Here is a 16,414-nt window from a genome sequence, read left to right as displayed (position 1 = left end):
CCGGCTCGGCCGCGGGACGATCCGTGACCGGCGCGGGCACGAAGGTGGATACGGCCGGAAGAGCCTGCGGCGCATCCGGCTGTCCCGCCGGCTCCTCCACCGTCGCGACCGGCAGGGCGTCCGCGGCGATGAACGACCACGGCACCGGCGCGAAGACCAGGGGCACGAAGGCGGGCTCGGGAAGACCGTCCGGCCCGTCATCGACGGGCAGGGGGGCGGCGAGAGGCAGCGGGGCGGCCGGGAGCTCAGAGGCGGCCGACGCGGAGGCGACCGTCGCGTCCGGCAGGGTCGCCAGATCCGACATCCCGACCATGTCCGGCACACTCACGACCTCTTGCAGGGGCGCGTAAGTGAGGGCCAGCACCGGAGCGGGCGCGGGCAGCAGGATCGTGTCGGGCAGCCGCTCGGCCGTGAAGGACCGCTCCGCCGCGGCATGCCGATTCGCCGTGCCGGCAGGCCCCGGCGACGCATCCGCGCCGGCCGTAGAGACAGCCTCGGCCATGACCGGCGTCACGGTGGCACACGCCTCCGCGACGAAAGGCGCGTCCACGCGGGGATCGGCCGTCGGGGCGGGATCGACGGCAGGGGCCCGGACCTCGACGGGCTGGGTGTTGGCGACCGGCTCCGCAACGGCAGGGATCTCGGCGGGCAGGACTGCGACGTCCGGCTCCGCAACCTCCGGCTCATCGGCCACCGGCTCCGGCGGCAGCCGGTTGTCCTGCTCCATGGCGGTCGGCAGCGGGCGGGTCCAGTCGTGCTGCAGCAGCCTGTCGAGGGCGTAGACCGGGCGCGGCGGCAGCGAGCGCAGGTGCGAGACGTCGACCGGCACCAGGATGGCGCTGTTCGGCACGTCGAAGATCTGGGCCGGCGCCTCCGCGACCAGGGCGGGCTCGGGCGCCGACAGGTCGGGCACGGGCATGGCGCCCGCGGCGTGCAAGGTCACGACCGCGGAGGCCGGAGCGAGGGGCTCGACGGTGACGGCTTCCCGGACGACGGCGTCTTGGGCAACCGCGTCTTGGGCGACCGCGTCTTGGCCGACCACGTCTTGGGCGCCACCCTCAGCCGCCCGCTCCGTCATCGCGACGGGCGGGGTCGTGGCGTCGGCCGTGACCACGCCGCTGACGACCGGCTCCGCGGCATCGGGGAGGCCTGCGGCCTTCGCCACCTCCGGCGATGCGGCGTCGGCCGGAACGACCTCTGCGCCGGCCGCAACCGTCTCCTGGGCTGCCGCTTCGGGCTCCGCCGCCTCTTGGGGCGCCGCCGCCTCCTGGGGCGCCGCGACCTCTTGGGACGCCAAGACCTCCTGGCCCTCGCCGCGGCCGCCATCGTCCTGAGACGCGGCCTCGCCTTGCGGGACGACCTCTTCCTGCGGATGGCGCAGGAGATGGTCCGGCGTGCGGGTGAAGCGCACGCCCGGCGGCAGGACGAAGGGCTGGCGCCATAACGGCACCGCCGCGGCAGCCGCGGCCGCCTCGGCTTCGGCCCGGGCGGCCTCGGCCTCGGCGCGCGCCGCCTCGGCGGCCAGGATCTCGGCGGCGGCAGCGGCCACGGAAGCGGCCTCGGAGGCGAGCCGGGCCTCCTCCTTCTCCCGCAGGGCCTGCTCGCGCCGGCGCTGGCGCGCCTGCAGCACGTGATCGGGCGTGCGGGTGAAGCGCACGCCGGACTCGGCGGGCCGGGCCGGTGCCGCGGCACGCGCCGGCGCCTCGGGGCATGCCGCGGAGGGGCGCGCCTCCGCCGTGACCGGGCAGGACGCCTGGGCCTGATCCGCGTCCCGGCGGCGGGCGCGGGTCAGGACTGCCCGGGCCGGGCCGGCGGGCGGGATCGGCATGGTCCAGCCGCCATCGGGCACCAGGGCGGGGTCCGGTGCCCAGGTCGAGGCACGGCGCGGCGCCGGCGGCTCGGGCGCCACCACCATGATCGGGGGCGCGACGAGGTCGGGATCGCCGTGAGGCGCGAGATCAACCTGGGGCGCGAGGTCGCCTTGGGGCGCGAGATCGGGCGGGAGGTCCGCCGAAAGAACGGGATGACGCGTGCGGGACGGCTCGACCGGCGGCGCGACGACCTCGGGCACGGGCGGCCAAGCCGCGCGAGCGTCGGTGAAGCCCGCCGCGGCGGGCCCGGGTCTGCGGCCGTCATCCTGGCGGGCCGGGGAGGGGCGCGGGGCGGCGGCCCGCGCCGGGGGCTCCGGCCAGGGGGTCGCCGGGGGGACGGGAGCCGGCGCCCAGGCCGGCACGCCATAGGCTTCCGCCGAGGCGGCGACGGCCGGCGGAGCCGTCCGGCCAAGACGCGGATCTTGAAGACGCGGATCTTGAAGACGCGGATCTTGAAGACGCGAATCTTGGCGAAGTTCTTGGCGAGGATCTTGGCGAGGATCCTGCCCCGGACCTTGGCTCGGAGCGGAGCCCACGGCCTGGCTCGGCGCGAACGGGCTCTGGCTCCACGGCTCCGGCGGCATCGCGGGGGCGGGTCCGGGCTCGGGCGCGTCGGGACGCACCAGGGCATCGGCCATCCAGCTCGGGGTGGCGCGGCGGCTCAGGGTGTAGTCCCGCTGGGCGGGCGCGGGCGCGGTGGGAGCGAGGCGGCGGGACAGGATCGCCCGCAGGCTCATCACGGTCTGGGCCAGGAAGCCGAGGGGGCGCTCCCGGCGCTCGGGCGTGCGGAGATGATCGCGCACTCGCTGGGGCGCACGCGGCGAGGAGTCGGAGAAGGGTGGCCGTCCCGATTGTCTCATGATGCCGAAAGTGTGTGTGGGCGGCCCTCGGCCGCGTCGCGTCGAGCCAGTTAGCCACGGCATCGTTAACGCCCGATTAGGCACGGCGACGAGCCGGAGCACGACGCCGGTACGGGCCGATGGGGGGACATGTCGTGGCGCCAGTACCGCGCGCCGGGCGGGCGGGTTAAGGATCGGGGCATTTCCGGCGAGAAGGGGCCTGTCGCGCGATGTTTCGTTCCCTCTACCGGCACGGTTTCGCCCGCGTCGCGGCCTGCCTCGGGCGCAGCCACATCGCCGATCCGGATGCCAACGCGGCCGAGATCAGGACGCTCGCCGAACGGTGCGACGCGGACGGCGTCGCGGTGGCGGTGTTCCCGGAGCTCTGCCTATCGGGCTATGCCCTCGAGGACCTGCTGCTGCAGGAGACGCTGCTGGACCGGGTCGAGACGGCGCTCCGCGGCCTCGTCGAGGCGAGCCGCGGGCTGATGCCGGTCCTCGTCGTCGGCGCGCCCTTGCGCCACCGCAACCGGATCTACAACACCGCCGCGGTGATCCATCGCGGCCGGCTGCTCGGGGTGGTGCCGAAGAGCTACCTGCCGAACTACCGCGAGTTCTACGAGAAGCGTCACTTCGCCCCCGGCGCCGGGATCACCGCCGAGACGATCCGCATCGGCGACACCGAGGCGCCGTTCGGCACCGACCTGCTGTTTCCCGCCGACGACCTACCGGGCCTCGTCCTCGGCGTCGAGATCTGCGAGGACATGTGGATTCCGGTGCCGCCCTCGGCGCTCGCGGCGCTCAGCGGTGCCACGGTGCTCGCCAACCTCTCGGGCAGCCCGATCACCATCGGCCGGGCGGAGAGCCGGACGCTCCTGTGCCGATCCACCTCGGCGCGCTGCCTGTCGGCCTACATCTACGCCGCGGCGGGCCCGGGCGAATCGACCACCGACCTCGCCTGGGACGGCCAGACCGCGATCTTCGAGGACGGCGAGCTGATCGCCGAAGGGATGCGCTTCCCGGCGGAGCCTCAGGTCACGCTCGCCGACATCGACCTCGACCGCCTGCGCCAGGAGCGGGCCCAGATGGGCAGCTTCGACGACAACCGGGCGGCGGTGGCGCCGGGCATGCCGGCCTATCGCCGGGTGCCGTTCCGGGTGGCGCCTCCCGAGACGGATCTCGGCTTCCACCGCACCGTCGAGCGCTTCCCCTTCGTGCCGGCCGATCCGGCCCGCCTCGCCCAGGATTGCTACGAGGGCTACAACATCCAGGTTGCCGGCCTCGCCCAGCGCCTGCAGGCGATCGGCACCCGCCGGGTGGTGATCGGCATCTCGGGCGGGCTCGATTCGACCCATGCGCTGATCGTGGCGGCCCGCGCCTTCGACCAGCTCGGCCTGCCGCGCTCGGACATCCTCACCTACACGATGCCGGGCTTCGCCACCTCGGACGAGACCAAGGGCAACGCCCACCGCCTGATGGCCTCGCTCGGCACAAGGGCCGCCGAGCTCGACATCCGGCCGGCCGCCCGGCAGATGCTGACCGACATGGGCCACCCGTTCGGGCGGGGCGAAGAGGTCTACGACGTCACCTTCGAGAACGTGCAGGCGGGGTTGCGCACCGACTACCTGTTCCGGCTCGCCAACCAGCACGACGCGATCGTGATCGGCACCGGCGACTTGTCGGAGCTGGCGCTCGGCTGGTGCACCTACGGCGTCGGGGACCAGATGTCCCACTACGCGGTCAATGCCGGCGTGCCCAAGACCCTGATCCAGCACCTGATCCGCTGGGTGATCGCCTCCGGCCAGTTCTCGTCCGAGGTCGGCCACACCCTCGAGGCGATCCTCGCTACCGAGATCTCGCCCGAGCTGGTGCCGGCCCGCGAGGGCGAGACGATCCAGAGCACCGAATCGCGGATCGGCCCCTACGCGCTGCAGGATTTCAACCTGTTCTACACGCTGCGCTACGGCTACCGGCCCTCGAAGATCGCCTTCCTGGCGCTGATGGCCTGGGAGGATGCGGCCCGCGGGCCCTGGCCGCCCGGATTCCCGGCGGCGAAGCGCGGCGCCTACGACCTGCCGGAGATCAGGGCGTGGCTCGCGGTGTTCGTCCGGCGGTTCTTCGGCTTCAGCCAGTTCAAGCGCTCGGCCCTGCCGAACGGCCCGAAGGTGGCGGCGGGCGGCGCCCTCTCGCCCCGGGGCGACTGGCGCGCGCCCTCCGACGGCAACGCCCGGATCTGGCTCGACGAGCTGGAGCGCCACGTTCCGAAGGCGTGAACCCGGGAGCCCGGCCCCAGAAACCCCATGGGAGTATAAGCGTTGGTCGGGCCCCGGGGCCGCGGAAGAGCCCCTGTCTTGGGAGCCCGACCCGCATGGCCGCCACGCCCGCCGATACCGACGCCGCGCCGACCGACACCCTGCCGAACGGCCCGCTGGACGAGCATGCGGTGCATGTCTGCGTCGACATGCAGAACCTCTTCGCGCGCGAGACCGCCTGGCACACCCCCTGGATGGGCCGGGTGCTGCCGCGGGTCTTACGCCTCGCGGGCGCCGCGCCGGAGCGCACGGTGTTCACCCGCTTCGTCCCGGCCCGCCATCCGGGCGAGGGGCGGGGCTGCTGGAAGCGGTACTGGGAACGCTGGGCCGAGATGACGGTGGAGCGCCTGGGGGAGGACATGGTCGGGCTGGTGCCGGAACTCGCGGCGCTCGCGCCTCCCGGCTCGGTGGTCGACAAGACCGTCTACTCGCCCTGGATGGAGCCGGGCCTGGACGCGGCGTTGCAGGCGCGCCGGGCCGAGACCCTGGTGATCACCGGCGGCGAGACCGATGTCTGCGTGCTCGCCACCGTGCTCGGCGCCGTCGACCGCGGCTACCGCATCGTGCTCGCGACGGATGCGGTCTGCTCGTCGTCCGACGAGACCCACGACGCCATGATGACGCTCTACCGGCAACGCTTCGGCCAGCAGCTCGAAGTCGCGACGACCGACCAGATCCTCCACAATTGGAACTTGTCCGAGTTGACGACCCGATGAATCCGCGCGCCCCGGCGTTACGGACGCGCGACGGGATCGTTTCCCGTATCGTTCCCAGGTTCCCCCGCGCACGTTTTCGTGATTCGACCGCATCGCACCCAGCGTCATGGCCGAGATCATGGTGGCACCGGGCGATGGCGGCTGACATAGTCTCGGCCAAATCAACCGTTAGCGGACGGGCGCCATGGCAGCACCTGCGAGCGGAGGCGATCCGATGCGAAGCTACAACCTGTTCTGCCTGAAGGGCCTCGACGGGCTGGTCTGCGCGGTGCCGGAGGATTACGCGGTGCCGGCCTTCGTCACGGAGGCGCGCTGGGCGTTCGGCGGCAAGCTCGACAGCAGCACGCCCCGGCCGGTCGGCTTCGACGGCGCCGCGGCGGCGACCGCGGTCCGCTTCAACGGCTTCTACCTGTTCCAGAGCATGTCGGCACAGGGCTGACCGCGATCCGCCGGGGGAAGTCCCTCGAGTCGGGGATCGCGGCGAGCATTCCTTAAAGGTCGCTCGGGCATGATCGAGGCATCCGAAACCCGCGAGGCCGAACGGGGCTGGGCCTATGTCCGACATGTCCGAGTTGCGCAGGGAGACCCGCCTGCGGACGTTCTTGAAGGGGCGCATCGTCTTCAACAACGGCAATTCCAGCATGGATTGCCTGGTGCGGGACCTCTCCGGCTCCGGCGCCCGCCTGATGCTCAGCCAGACCGCGACGCTGCCCGGGGGCTTCGACCTCCTCATCCCGGCCAGGGACCGGGTCCACAGGGCGACCTTGCGCTGGCGCCGCGAGGACAGCATCGGCGTGACCTTCGCGGAGGAGCCCGTCCGCGCACCGGTGCTGGAAACCGACCCGGTCGCGCTCCTCGCCCGTGTCCAGGAGCTGGAGGCCGAGAACGCGTCCCTGCGCCGGCAGCTGAAGGACGCGGAGGCGATGCTGCTGGAGCGGATGCCTTGACCTTCAGAGCGGAGCGGGGTGCCTGACACGAACGAAGGGCCGCCCTGACGACAGGGCGGCCCTTCCATTGCCGAACCGCGGTCCGACTGATCGATCTGTCAGGATCACCCGATCCTGGATTGTTCGTCGTACGCTCAGGCCGTGAAGCCGGAGGCGACGATCCAGGTCAGGCCCGCAGTCGACCGCGGCTGATGACAATGAGACACTGGATCACCTCCTTCCTGTTGTTGCCGATGGAAGGAATGTAACCATTCGGCGGCATTGTGCAATGCGGTCGGGGCGCGGCGAAGGGTCCGTCCGTCCACACCTTGACCTCGGCCTTCCCCCGATCATCTCCCGTGCATGAAGAATCGTGGCTTCCTCAAGTTCGCCAGCGCCATGACGGTGATGACGCTCGGCGGCGTCGGCTACGCGGCGCACAAGCGCAGCCGCAACCCGTATTACCGGGGTCCGGTGAGCGACCATTTCGACGGGGTACGGTTCTTCTCGCCCGGACAGCCGCAGGACAAGGGCCTGGGCGAGGTGGCGCGCTGGCAGCTCGGCGGCGGCCGGACGGCCTGGCCGGCGAGTTTTCCGAGCCCGTTCCCGCAGGATGCGCCGCCGGAGCGGGTCGAGGGGTTGCGGGTCGTCCATGTCGGGCATGCGAGCCTGCTGATCCAGGTCGCCGGCCGCAACATCCTGATCGACCCGGTCTACGCCCGGCGTGCGAGCCCGGTCGGCTTCAGCGGCCCGAAGCGCGTGAACCCGCCGGGCATCGCCTTCGGCGCCTTGCCGCCGATCGACGCGGTTCTGATCACCCACAACCATTACGACCATCTCGATGGACCGATCCTGGCTCGGCTCTGGGCCGAGCACGCGCCGGCCTTCGTCGCACCGCTCGGCAACGACGCGATCCTGCGCAGCTACGACGCCACCATCCCGGTCGAGACCCGGGACTGGGGCGAATCGGTCGATCTCGGGGCTGGGATCACCGTGCACCTGACGCCGGCCAACCACTGGTCGGCCCGGGGCGTGAACGACCGGCGCATGGCGCTGTGGTGCGCCTTCGTGCTCACCACCCCGCACGGCGTGCTCTACCATGTCGGCGATACCGGCTACGGCGACGGGGCGATCTTCCGGGACGTGCGCGAGCGCTTCGGCGCCCCGCGCCTCGCCACCCTGCCGATCGGCGCCTACGAGCCGCGCTGGTTCATGCAGCCGCAGCACATGAACCCGGAGGATGCGGTGCGGGCCTTCCGGGAGGTCGGGGCCGAGCAGGGGCTCGGCCACCACTGGGGCACGTTCCGGCTCACCAACGAGGGCGTGGGCGAGCCGGCGGAGGCGTTGGGCCGGGCGCTCGCGGAGGCCGAGGTGCCGGCGGAGCGCTTCCTGGCCTTGCGGCCGGGGCAGGTCTGGGGCGGGTGAGGGGTTCCCGGCCTGTCCGGCTCATCCCGGCAAGGCCGACCGTCCACGTGATCCTGGCGCCGCGCCCCGGAACCCGCGATCCATGACCGCCGACGGTCCGGCATGGCTCCGTCGCCGCTGTGCTTCATCCTCCGGCGTCAGGGTTGTGGATCCCGGGCTCTCGCGCCGGCGAGCCCCGGGATGACGCAGAGGGCGTGGCACCGTCAGAGGATGAACCGGCTCAGATCCGCGTTCTGCGCCAGGCTCTCGACCCGGTCGCGCACGTACGTCGCATCGATCGTCACCGTCTCGCCCGAGCGGTCGGGGGCGGTGAACGACACGTCGTCGAGCACCCGCTCCAGCACCGTCTGGAGCCGGCGCGCGCCGATATTCTCGACCGAGGAATTCACGTCGACGGCGACCTTGGCGAGCGCGTCGATCGCATCGTCGGTGAAGTCGATCGTCACGCCCTCCGTCGCCATCAGGGCCACCGCCTGCTTGGTCAGGCTCGCCTCGGTCTCGGTCAGGATGCGGCGGAAATCGTCCACGGTGAGGGGGCTCAGCTCGACCCGGATCGGCAGGCGCCCTTGAAGCTCCGGCAGCAGGTCGGAAGGCTTCGAGACGTGGAAGGCGCCGCTGGCGATGAACAGGATGTGGTCGGTCTTCACCGGCCCGTGCTTCGTCGCGACGGTGGTGCCCTCGATCAACGGCAGCAGGTCGCGCTGGACGCCCTCGCGCGAGACGTCGGCGCCGGAGCGGCCCTCGCGGGCACAGATCTTGTCGATCTCGTCGAGGAACACGATGCCGTTGTCCTGCACGTCGCGCAGGGCCTCCTGCACCACGCTGTCCTGATCGAGGAGCTTGTCGGATTCCTCGCTGATCAGCGGGGCATAGGCGTCGCGCACGGTCATCCGCCGCGGCTTGCCCTTCTGGCCGCCGAGCGCCTTGCCGAGCATGTCGCCGAGGTTGATCGCCCCCATGGCGGCGCCGGGCATGCCCGGGATCTCGAACATCGGCATGCCCTGGGGGGCGCCCGCCGCCAGTTCGAGCTCGACCTCCTTGTCGTCGAGCTCGCCGGCGCGCAGGCGGCGGCGGAAGGCGTCGCGCGTCGCCTGGCTCGCGGTCGCGCCGACGAGGGCGTCGAGCACCCGGTTCTCGGCCGCGGCCTCGGCCTTGGCCTGGACGCCGCGGCGCTTCTCGTCGCGCTTCAGGCCGATGCCGATCTCGACGAGGTCGCGCACGATCTGCTCGACGTCGCGGCCGACATAGCCGACCTCCGTGAACTTCGTCGCCTCGACCTTCAGGAACGGCGCGCCGGCGAGCCGCGCCAGGCGGCGCGAGATCTCGGTCTTGCCGCAGCCGGTCGGGCCGATCATCAGGATGTTCTTCGGCGCCACCTCCTCGCGGAGCGGGCCCTGGAGCTGCTGGCGGCGCCAGCGGTTGCGCAACGCGATCGCGACCGCGCGCTTCGCGTCGCCCTGGCCGACGATGTAGCGGTCGAGCTCGGAGACGATTTCGCGGGGGGAGAAGGTGGTCATGAGGTTCTTCGCGGGGCTCGCGGCCGAATGTGGGGGTGAACGGGGCGGGGGCGCCCGTCAGGCGGCGTCCAGGCTCTCGATCACCAGGCTGCCGTTGGTATAGACGCAGATCTCGGCGGCGATCCGCATGGCGCGGCGCACGATCGCCTCGGCATCGAGGTCCTGCTCCTCCAGCGCCCGGGCGGCGGCGAGCGCGTAGTTGCCGCCGGACCCGATCGCCATCACGCCGCCTTCGGGCTCCAGCACGTCGCCGGCACCGGAGAGCAGCAGGCTCACGTCCTTGTCGGCGACCAGCATCATCGCCTCGAGGCGGCGCAGGTAGCGATCGGTGCGCCAGTCCTTGGTCAGCTCGACGCAGGCCCGGGTGAGCTGGCCCGGATACTGCTCGAGCTTGGCCTCCAGCCGCTCGAACAGCGTGAACGCGTCGGCGGTGGCCCCGGCGAAGCCCCCGATCACCGAACCCTTGGCGAGGCGGCGGACCTTGCGGGCATTGCCCTTGACGATGGTCTGGCCGAGGCTGACCTGCCCGTCGCCCCCGATCACCACCCGGCCGCCCTTGCGCACCATCAGGATCGTCGTCGCATGCATGCGGGGGGCGCCCCCCGCGTCGTCGTTGGCCAAGGATGTCTCTCCGGGCGGGCTGTCGCGTCGTGCTGCGGCGTAGGTGGGGGTTCGCGGCGCGTTCGTCCAGCGGGCGAGGTGCCCGCAGGGTGCCGGCTCTGCCGGGCGATGTCCCAAGCCACCGTCCCGCGGCAGGTTTCGGCGTCCCGCATGAGGAAGTCCGCGGCCTCTCCCTCTCCCATCGGGGCGGCGAAGACGTCGCCCCGCATGAAGATCCCGCCGGCCCGTCGCGCCGCGTCGAACGGCTCGCGCGTATCGACGCCGCACCCGACGCAATCGATGGAAAGCGCGCGCGCGAGCGCGGCGGCGAGACGGGTCGCCGTCGCCCCGGCATCGTCCGACACGACCTTGACCATTCCGATCCCGAGACCGGGCAACTGACCGAAGCTCGTCCGGTCGGCGGCGACGTCGTTCAGGATCAGGGTCGCGCCGGTCGCGCCGGTCGCGCGGAGATGCCGGAGGCCGGCGGCGGCACGGTCGGCCTGCTTGGCGAGCGCCGCATCCGGAATCTCGAATGCGACGCGGCCGGGCGATACGCCGCCGGGCCCCAGGACCGACAGCAGGTTCGAGGTTCTCTCCGGCGTGGGGATGTCGTGCTTCGACACGTCGACGCCGACCCGCAGGCCGTCGGGCCAAGCCTTCGCGGCGTCGAGAGCCTTCGCGGCGTCGAGGGCCTTCCGCAGGAGGACCGGCGTCACCGACGTGATCAGGCCGGACTGGTCGGCGACGGGCAGGAAGCGGTCCGGCGACACGAGGCCGAGCACCGGGCTGCGCCAGCGTGGCAGCGCGCGATGAGAACCGTCCGTCCGTCGGCCGGATCGACCACGGGCTGGCATTCCGGAAAGAACTCGGCGTCGAGGTCGGCGGATCGCAGCGCCGCCTCGATCCGGCTCGACGCTTCCACGTCGCTCCGGTGATCCTCGTCGAACACGACGGTTCTGCCTCGCCCCGTCCGCTTCGCCTGGGAGAGGACGTCGCTCGCCGATCGGCCGGGCCCCGGTCCATCCCCCGTCGTGCCGAGCCGGTGGACGGCGTCCGTCGTCCCGATACCGACGCTCCCCTCATCGACCCGAGACCGTTATGAAGAGGTCGTTGCGCCGCGCCGGATCCGGGGCCTGCGTCATGCTGATCGTGTTCGCCGGCCTGCCCGGAACGGGTAAGACCACCATCTCCCGCGCCGTCGCCCGAGCCCTCGCGGCCACCCATCTGCGCATCGACATCATCGAGCAGGCGATTCGGGATTCGGGCGTCCCGGCGGGCCTCGTCGGCGCGTCGGGCTACGCGGTGGCGCAGGCGCTTGCGGGCGCCCATCTCGGTGACGGGCGGATCGTCGTGGCCGATTGCGTCAACCCGGTCGCCGCCAGCCGCGAGGGATGGCGGGCCGTGGCCGACCGCGCCTCGGTGCGGCTGGTCGAGGTCGAGGTGGCGTGTCCGGACACGCGCGAGCATCGCCGCCGCGTCGAGGGACGGGTCTCCGACATTCCCGGCCTCGTCCTGCCCTCGTGGGAGGCGGTCATGGGCGGCCACTATGAGCCTTGGGACCGGGCGCGCCTCGTCATCGACAGCGCAGCCTCGTCGCCCTCGGAGGCCGTCGGCGCCGTGCTCGGGATCGTGGCGCAGGACGATCCGGCGTGAGATACGATCCGGCGTGAGATCCGGGTGCCCGGCCCCGGCGGGGCGACGGACCGATGCCGGTCTACACCACCACGGTGATCGCTTCCGCCGCCCGGGTCAGCGCCGTGTAGAGCCAGCGCGCCCGATGCTCGCGGAAGGCGAAGGATTCATCGAACAGCACCACCTTGTCCCATTGCGAGCCCTGCGCCTTGTGCACGGTCAGCGCGTAGCCGTAGGTGAATTCCTCGGTCTCGCGGCGCAGGATCGCCGGCACCTCCTCGTCGCTGCCGGCGATGACCGAGCGCAGCACCCGGATGTCCTGGGGCTTGCGGCGGAGCGCCGGATCGTCCTCCGGCACCACGTCGAGGCGGACGAGGTCGGGGCGGGGGGCGGCGCGTAGCGCCTGGACGGTCCAGGTCGAGCCGTTGAGCAGGCCCTTGGTGCGGTCGTTGCGCAGGCAGACCAGCTTCTCGCCTACCGCCGGCATCGGATCGGCATGGCCGATCAGCTCGCGGATGCGGCCGTTATAGAGCCGCCGGGTGCGGTTCATCCCGACCAGCACCTGGTCGGCGGCGAGCACCGTCTGCGGGTCGATGTCGCGCCGCGGGATCACCCGGCTCTCGCCGTAGGCGCCGAACTCCAGGCGTCCGCCCTCCCGCACCGTCATGGCGAGGCGCACGATCGGGTTGTCGGCGGCCTGGCGGTGGACCTCCGTCAGCATCACGTCGGGCTCGGCCTCGGTGAAGAAGCCGCCGCCCTTCACCGGCGGCAGCTGCGCCGGGTCGCCGAGCACCAGGACCGGCGTGCCGAAGGACAGGAGGTCGTTGCCGAGGTCGCCGTCGACCATCGAGCACTCGTCGATGACCACGAGGGCCGCCTTGCTCACCGGCCCGGTGCGATTGAGGGTGAAGGCCGGCCCGCCCTCGGTATCCTCGCGGGTGCGGTAGATCAGGCTGTGGATGGTGGAGGCGTCCGGGCAGCCGCGGGCGCGCATCACCGAGGCCGCCTTGCCGGTATAGGCGCAGAACAGCACCCCGCCGTCCACATCCTCGGCGAGGCGCTTCGCCAATGTGGTCTTGCCGGTGCCGGCAAAGCCGAACAGCCGGAAGACCTGCGGGCTGCCGCGCTTCAGCCAGGCCGACACGGCCTTGAGCGCCGCTTCCTGCTGCGACCCGAGTTCGCTCACGTGTCTCTCACCGGTCCTGAATCTCGGTCACGGGCTCTTGCCCACGGTGCGGCGGGCCTGGAAGGGCGCGGCCGGCGGCGCCTCCTTGCGGCGCAGGATCGCCCGGAACTCGTCGCGGCGCTCGTGGATCGAGGCGATGACGAGCCCCATCGGCACCCCGACATCGACGAGCACCGCCTCCGAGAGCTGGAGCGAGGCCTCGATCGTCTCCGGCACCGCGTCGTCGACGCCCATCTCGTAGAGGGCGGTGGCGTGGCGGGCGTCGCGAGCCCGCGCCACGATGGTGAGGTCCGGCCGCTCGGCGCGGGCCGCCGCCACCACCGCCTCGACGGCGCGCGGCTGGTCGAGGGTGACCACGAGCGCGCGGGCGGTGTCGATGCCGCAGCGGCGCAGGAGGTCGGGATTGGCCGAATCGCCGAAATAGACCGGGTTGCCCAGGCGGCGCTGGTCGGCGACGCGGGCGGCGTCCATGTCGAGGGCGATGTAGGGCACCTTGTGGCGGGCCAGCATCTCGGCGACGAGCCGGCCGACCCGGCCGTAGCCCGCGACGATCACCCGGCCGGGCTGGCGCTCCGGCGGCGGCGGCTCGGCCCGGGCCCGGCCGAGGGTGTTGCGATCGATCCGCCGGCCGAGGCGGCGGGCGAGCGCCGCGAGGCCGGGGATCATCACCATCGTGGCGGTGGTGACGACGAGCGCCGCCTGTCCGAGATCGTCGGGCACGAGACCGGCGGCGAGCGCGCTGCCGACCAGCACGAAGGCGAACTCGCCGCCGGGCCCGAGCAGCAGGGCCGATTCGAGCGCCACCGCCCGGGGCAGCCGCAGCATCGTCCCGATGGCGACGATCACCCCGCCCTTGAGCACGAGAAGCCCGAGGGCGAGGCCCAGGATGGTGAGCGGCGTCTTCATCAAGACCGCCGGGTCGATCCCCATGCCGACCGAGACGAAGAACACGCCCAGCAGCAGGCCCTTGAACGGGTCGATCGTCGCCTCGATCGCGCGGCGGTACTCGGTCTCGGCGAGCAGCAGCCCGGCCACGAAGGCGCCGAGCGTCATCGACAGCCCGCTCGCCGCCGCCACCAAAGCCGTCGCCGCGATGACGAGGAGGCAGGCCGCCATGAACAATTCGGGGCTGCGGGTGCGGGCGACGAGCTGGAACAGCGGCCGCAACCCCAAGCGCCCAGCGCCGACCAGCAGCGCCAGGGCGACCGCCGCCTGGCCGAGCGCCAGGGCGAGGCCGGTCACCGCGTCGCTGTCCTTGCGGCCGAGCACCGCGATGGCGAACAGGACGGGAGCGACGGCGAGGTCCTGGAACAGCAGCACCGCGAAGCTCGCCCGGCCGGCCGGCGTGTTGAGCCGCTTCTGCTCGGCGAGCACCGGCAGCACGATGGCGGTGGAGGAGAGGGCGAGCGCCAGCCCGACCAGGATCGCGGCGATGGCCGGGACGCCGAGCGCCATCAGCACCGCCCCGACGAGGAGGCTCGACACCACCACCTGCAGCGAGCCGAGGCCGAAGACGAGGCGGCGCAGGATGCGCAGGCGCTCCCAGGACAGCTCGACCCCGATCATGAACATCAGGAACACCACGCCGAGCTCGGCGAGATGCGCGATCTCGGTGCGGTTCGAGATCGTCACCGCGCCGAGCCACGGCACCGTCTCGGTGAGCCGCCCGAGGCCCGACGGCCCGAGGAGGGCCCCGGCGCCGATGAAGCCGAGGACCGGGCTGATGCGCAGGCGGTGGAACAGAGGCACCACGATCCCGGCCGTGACCAGGAACAGGATGACCTCCTTGTAGGAGCCGGACGCGGCGTGCTCGGTCATCGGGAGCGGCGGGGCCTCTCATCGGCGCTGTCGGACGGGAGCGCCCGGCCGCGTGGCGGCCGGGGCTGTCCGGCCATCTTGCGGAGGGGGCCCGGCGGGGCAAGCCAAAACGGACCGCCGCCGCCGCTTTTCACCCCAAGGTCGCGAGCGCCGCCTCCAGATCCGCCGCCAGATCCTCCGGATGCTCGATGCCGATCGAGACCCGGATCGTCGCGTCGGTGATGCCGAGGCGGTCGCGCACCTCTTTCGGCACGCCCGAATGGGTGGTCGAGGCCGGGTGGCTCGCGAGCGATTCGGTGCCCCCTAGGCTCACCGCGAGCTTGAACAGCTGGAGCGCGTTGAGCACCCGGAACGCCTCCGCCTCACCGCCGGCGACGTCGAAGGAGAAGGTCGAGCCCGGGGCGGCGCATTGCGCGGCGTAGACCCGCGCCGCGCCGGAGCCGGGTGCGAGATGGCCGAGATGGTGGAGACGCGTCACCGTCGGGTGGGCCCGCAGGAGGTCGGCGATGATCTCGCCGTTGCGGTTGGCCTTCTCCATCCTGAGGGTCAGGGTTTCGAGGGAACGCCCGAGCATCCAGCACGAATGCGGGTCGAGCTGGGTGCCGATCGCCGAGCGCAGGAGCCGCACCGGCTTCATCCGGGCCGCAGAGCCCAGTGCCGCCCCGGCGATGAGGTCGGAATGGCCGCCGACATACTTCGTCAGCGAGTAGACCGAGATGTCGGCGCCAAAGCGCAACGGGTGCTGGAAGAGGGGGCCGAGCAGGGTGTTGTCGCAGACCACCACGGGAGCCTGCCCACCCTGGCGGGCGCCGATCCGGTCGGAGGCCTGGCGCACCAGCCCGAGATCGACGAGCGTGTTCAACGGGTTCGAGGGCGTCTCGACCATCACGACGCTCACCCGGCCGCCGCCCTCTTTCGCCAGCGCCTCCGCGGCCTCGGCCGCCGCCGTGATGCTCGCCTCGTCGGTGCCGTCCTGGAAGCCGACGGCGCCGATCCCGAACCCCGCCAGGGTCTTGGCGATCAGCGTCTCGGTGCCGCCGTAGAGCGGCTGGGAATGGAGCACCACGTCGCCGGGCCGCGCATGGGCCAGGATCACGGTGGCGATCGCCGACATGCCCGACGAGAACAGCAGCGCGGCTTCCGCCTCCTCGAACACCGCCAGGCGGTCCTCGACGATCTCGCTGTTGGGATGGTTGAAGCGGGAATAGACCAGCCCCGCCGCCTCGCCGGCCGGCGGCTCGCGCCGTCCCGAGACGTAGTCGAAGAACGCCTTGCCGTGCTCGGCCGAGGTGAACACGAAGGTCGAGGTCAGGAAGACCGGCGGCTTCACCGCCCCCTCCGACAGGGCGGGGTCGTAGCCGTAGCCGAGCATCAGGGTCTCGGGGTTCAGCCGGCGGTTGCCGAGTCTGTCCTTGTGGTAGCGGTCGTCCGACATGCGGGGCCTCGCTCCAGTCTGGGGACGCCGCCTCGGCGGCGTCGGGTTTCGGCGCGACGACCGCGCCGCAACCCAGTTCTAGCGCGGGCCACAGCGTTTTGCGGTGCGTAAACCGCCGCCCGGACGCTGCGCCG

At 72.2% G+C, this 16,414-nt stretch carries 12 protein-coding genes; 6 read left to right on the top strand and 6 right to left on the bottom strand.

Features of this window, described 5'->3' with window-relative positions; translation table 11 throughout:
• Positions 1-2,940: 2,940 nt before the first annotated feature.
• The 5 genes from FF100_RS04305 to FF100_RS04285 all read left to right on the top strand — a co-directional run bounded on the left by FF100_RS04305 (position 2,941) and on the right by FF100_RS04285 (position 8,089).
• Complete coding sequence (locus FF100_RS04305) at positions 2,941-4,983, top strand: NAD(+) synthase (RefSeq protein WP_139034358.1); 2,043 nt, start codon at positions 2,941-2,943, stop codon at positions 4,981-4,983.
• A gap of 95 nt (positions 4,984-5,078) precedes the next feature.
• Entirely contained in the window at positions 5,079-5,738 is a 660-nt protein-coding gene (locus FF100_RS04300; protein ID WP_139034357.1) for a cysteine hydrolase family protein, read from the top strand.
• 214 nt (positions 5,739-5,952) lie between these two features.
• Positions 5,953-6,177, top strand: a complete 225-nt coding sequence (locus tag FF100_RS04295) for a hypothetical protein (RefSeq protein WP_139034356.1) — start codon at positions 5,953-5,955, stop codon at positions 6,175-6,177.
• A gap of 124 nt (positions 6,178-6,301) precedes the next feature.
• The gene (locus tag FF100_RS04290) at positions 6,302-6,685 is read left to right on the top strand and encodes a PilZ domain-containing protein (RefSeq protein WP_139034881.1); all 384 of its coding nucleotides are present in this window, start codon (positions 6,302-6,304) and stop codon (positions 6,683-6,685) included.
• Positions 6,686-7,027: 342 nt separating this feature from the next.
• Positions 7,028-8,089 carry an MBL fold metallo-hydrolase gene (locus tag FF100_RS04285; RefSeq protein WP_139034355.1) on the top strand — a complete coding sequence of 354 codons (1,062 nt, stop codon included), beginning with the start codon at positions 7,028-7,030 and terminating at the stop codon, positions 8,087-8,089.
• Between the two features lie 203 nt (positions 8,090-8,292).
• Here FF100_RS04285 and hslU read toward each other — a convergent pair whose 3' ends face one another.
• Genes hslU through FF100_RS04270 form a run of 3 tightly spaced genes read right to left on the bottom strand, consistent with a single transcriptional unit; the run spans position 8,293 to position 11,063 of the window.
• Positions 8,293-9,606 (bottom strand): ATP-dependent protease ATPase subunit HslU, encoded by a 1,314-nt coding sequence (hslU, locus tag FF100_RS04280; RefSeq protein ID WP_139034354.1) that lies wholly within the window; start codon positions 9,604-9,606, stop codon positions 8,293-8,295.
• Between the two features lie 57 nt (positions 9,607-9,663).
• Positions 9,664-10,194, bottom strand: coding sequence for an ATP-dependent protease subunit HslV (gene hslV / locus FF100_RS04275; protein WP_048431164.1), 531 nt, complete (start codon positions 10,192-10,194; stop codon positions 9,664-9,666).
• Positions 10,173-11,063, bottom strand: coding sequence for an EAL domain-containing protein (locus FF100_RS04270; protein ID WP_139034353.1), 891 nt, complete (start codon positions 11,061-11,063; stop codon positions 10,173-10,175). Before FF100_RS04270 ends, hslV begins: the two co-directional genes overlap by 22 nt.
• A gap of 286 nt (positions 11,064-11,349) precedes the next feature.
• Between FF100_RS04270 and FF100_RS04265 the strand changes: the two genes are divergently transcribed.
• A complete protein-coding gene (locus FF100_RS04265; RefSeq protein ID WP_139034352.1) occupies positions 11,350-11,862 on the top strand; it encodes a P-loop nucleotide/nucleoside kinase family protein in 513 nt (170 codons plus the stop codon).
• A 61-nt stretch (positions 11,863-11,923) separates the two neighbouring features.
• Here FF100_RS04265 and FF100_RS04260 read toward each other — a convergent pair whose 3' ends face one another.
• The 3 genes from FF100_RS04260 to FF100_RS04250 form a co-directional block, all read right to left on the bottom strand.
• Positions 11,924-13,027 carry an ATP-dependent DNA helicase gene (locus FF100_RS04260; protein ID WP_139034351.1) on the bottom strand — a complete coding sequence of 368 codons (1,104 nt, stop codon included), beginning with the start codon at positions 13,025-13,027 and terminating at the stop codon, positions 11,924-11,926.
• A 27-nt stretch (positions 13,028-13,054) separates the two neighbouring features.
• Positions 13,055-14,845: a cation:proton antiporter domain-containing protein gene (locus FF100_RS04255; protein WP_139034350.1), complete on the bottom strand. Its 1,791-nt coding sequence runs from the start codon at positions 14,843-14,845 to the stop codon at positions 13,055-13,057.
• Between the two features lie 130 nt (positions 14,846-14,975).
• Entirely contained in the window at positions 14,976-16,280 is a 1,305-nt protein-coding gene (locus FF100_RS04250; RefSeq protein WP_139034349.1) for a cystathionine gamma-synthase family protein, read from the bottom strand.
• Positions 16,281-16,414: the final 134 nt, after the last annotated feature.

Origin of the sequence: Methylobacterium terricola (assembly GCF_006151805.1) — a bacterium.
In the GTDB taxonomy this organism is placed as follows: Bacteria; Pseudomonadota; Alphaproteobacteria; order Rhizobiales; family Beijerinckiaceae; genus Methylobacterium; species Methylobacterium terricola.
This window is presented reverse-complemented; position numbering and strand designations above follow the sequence as displayed.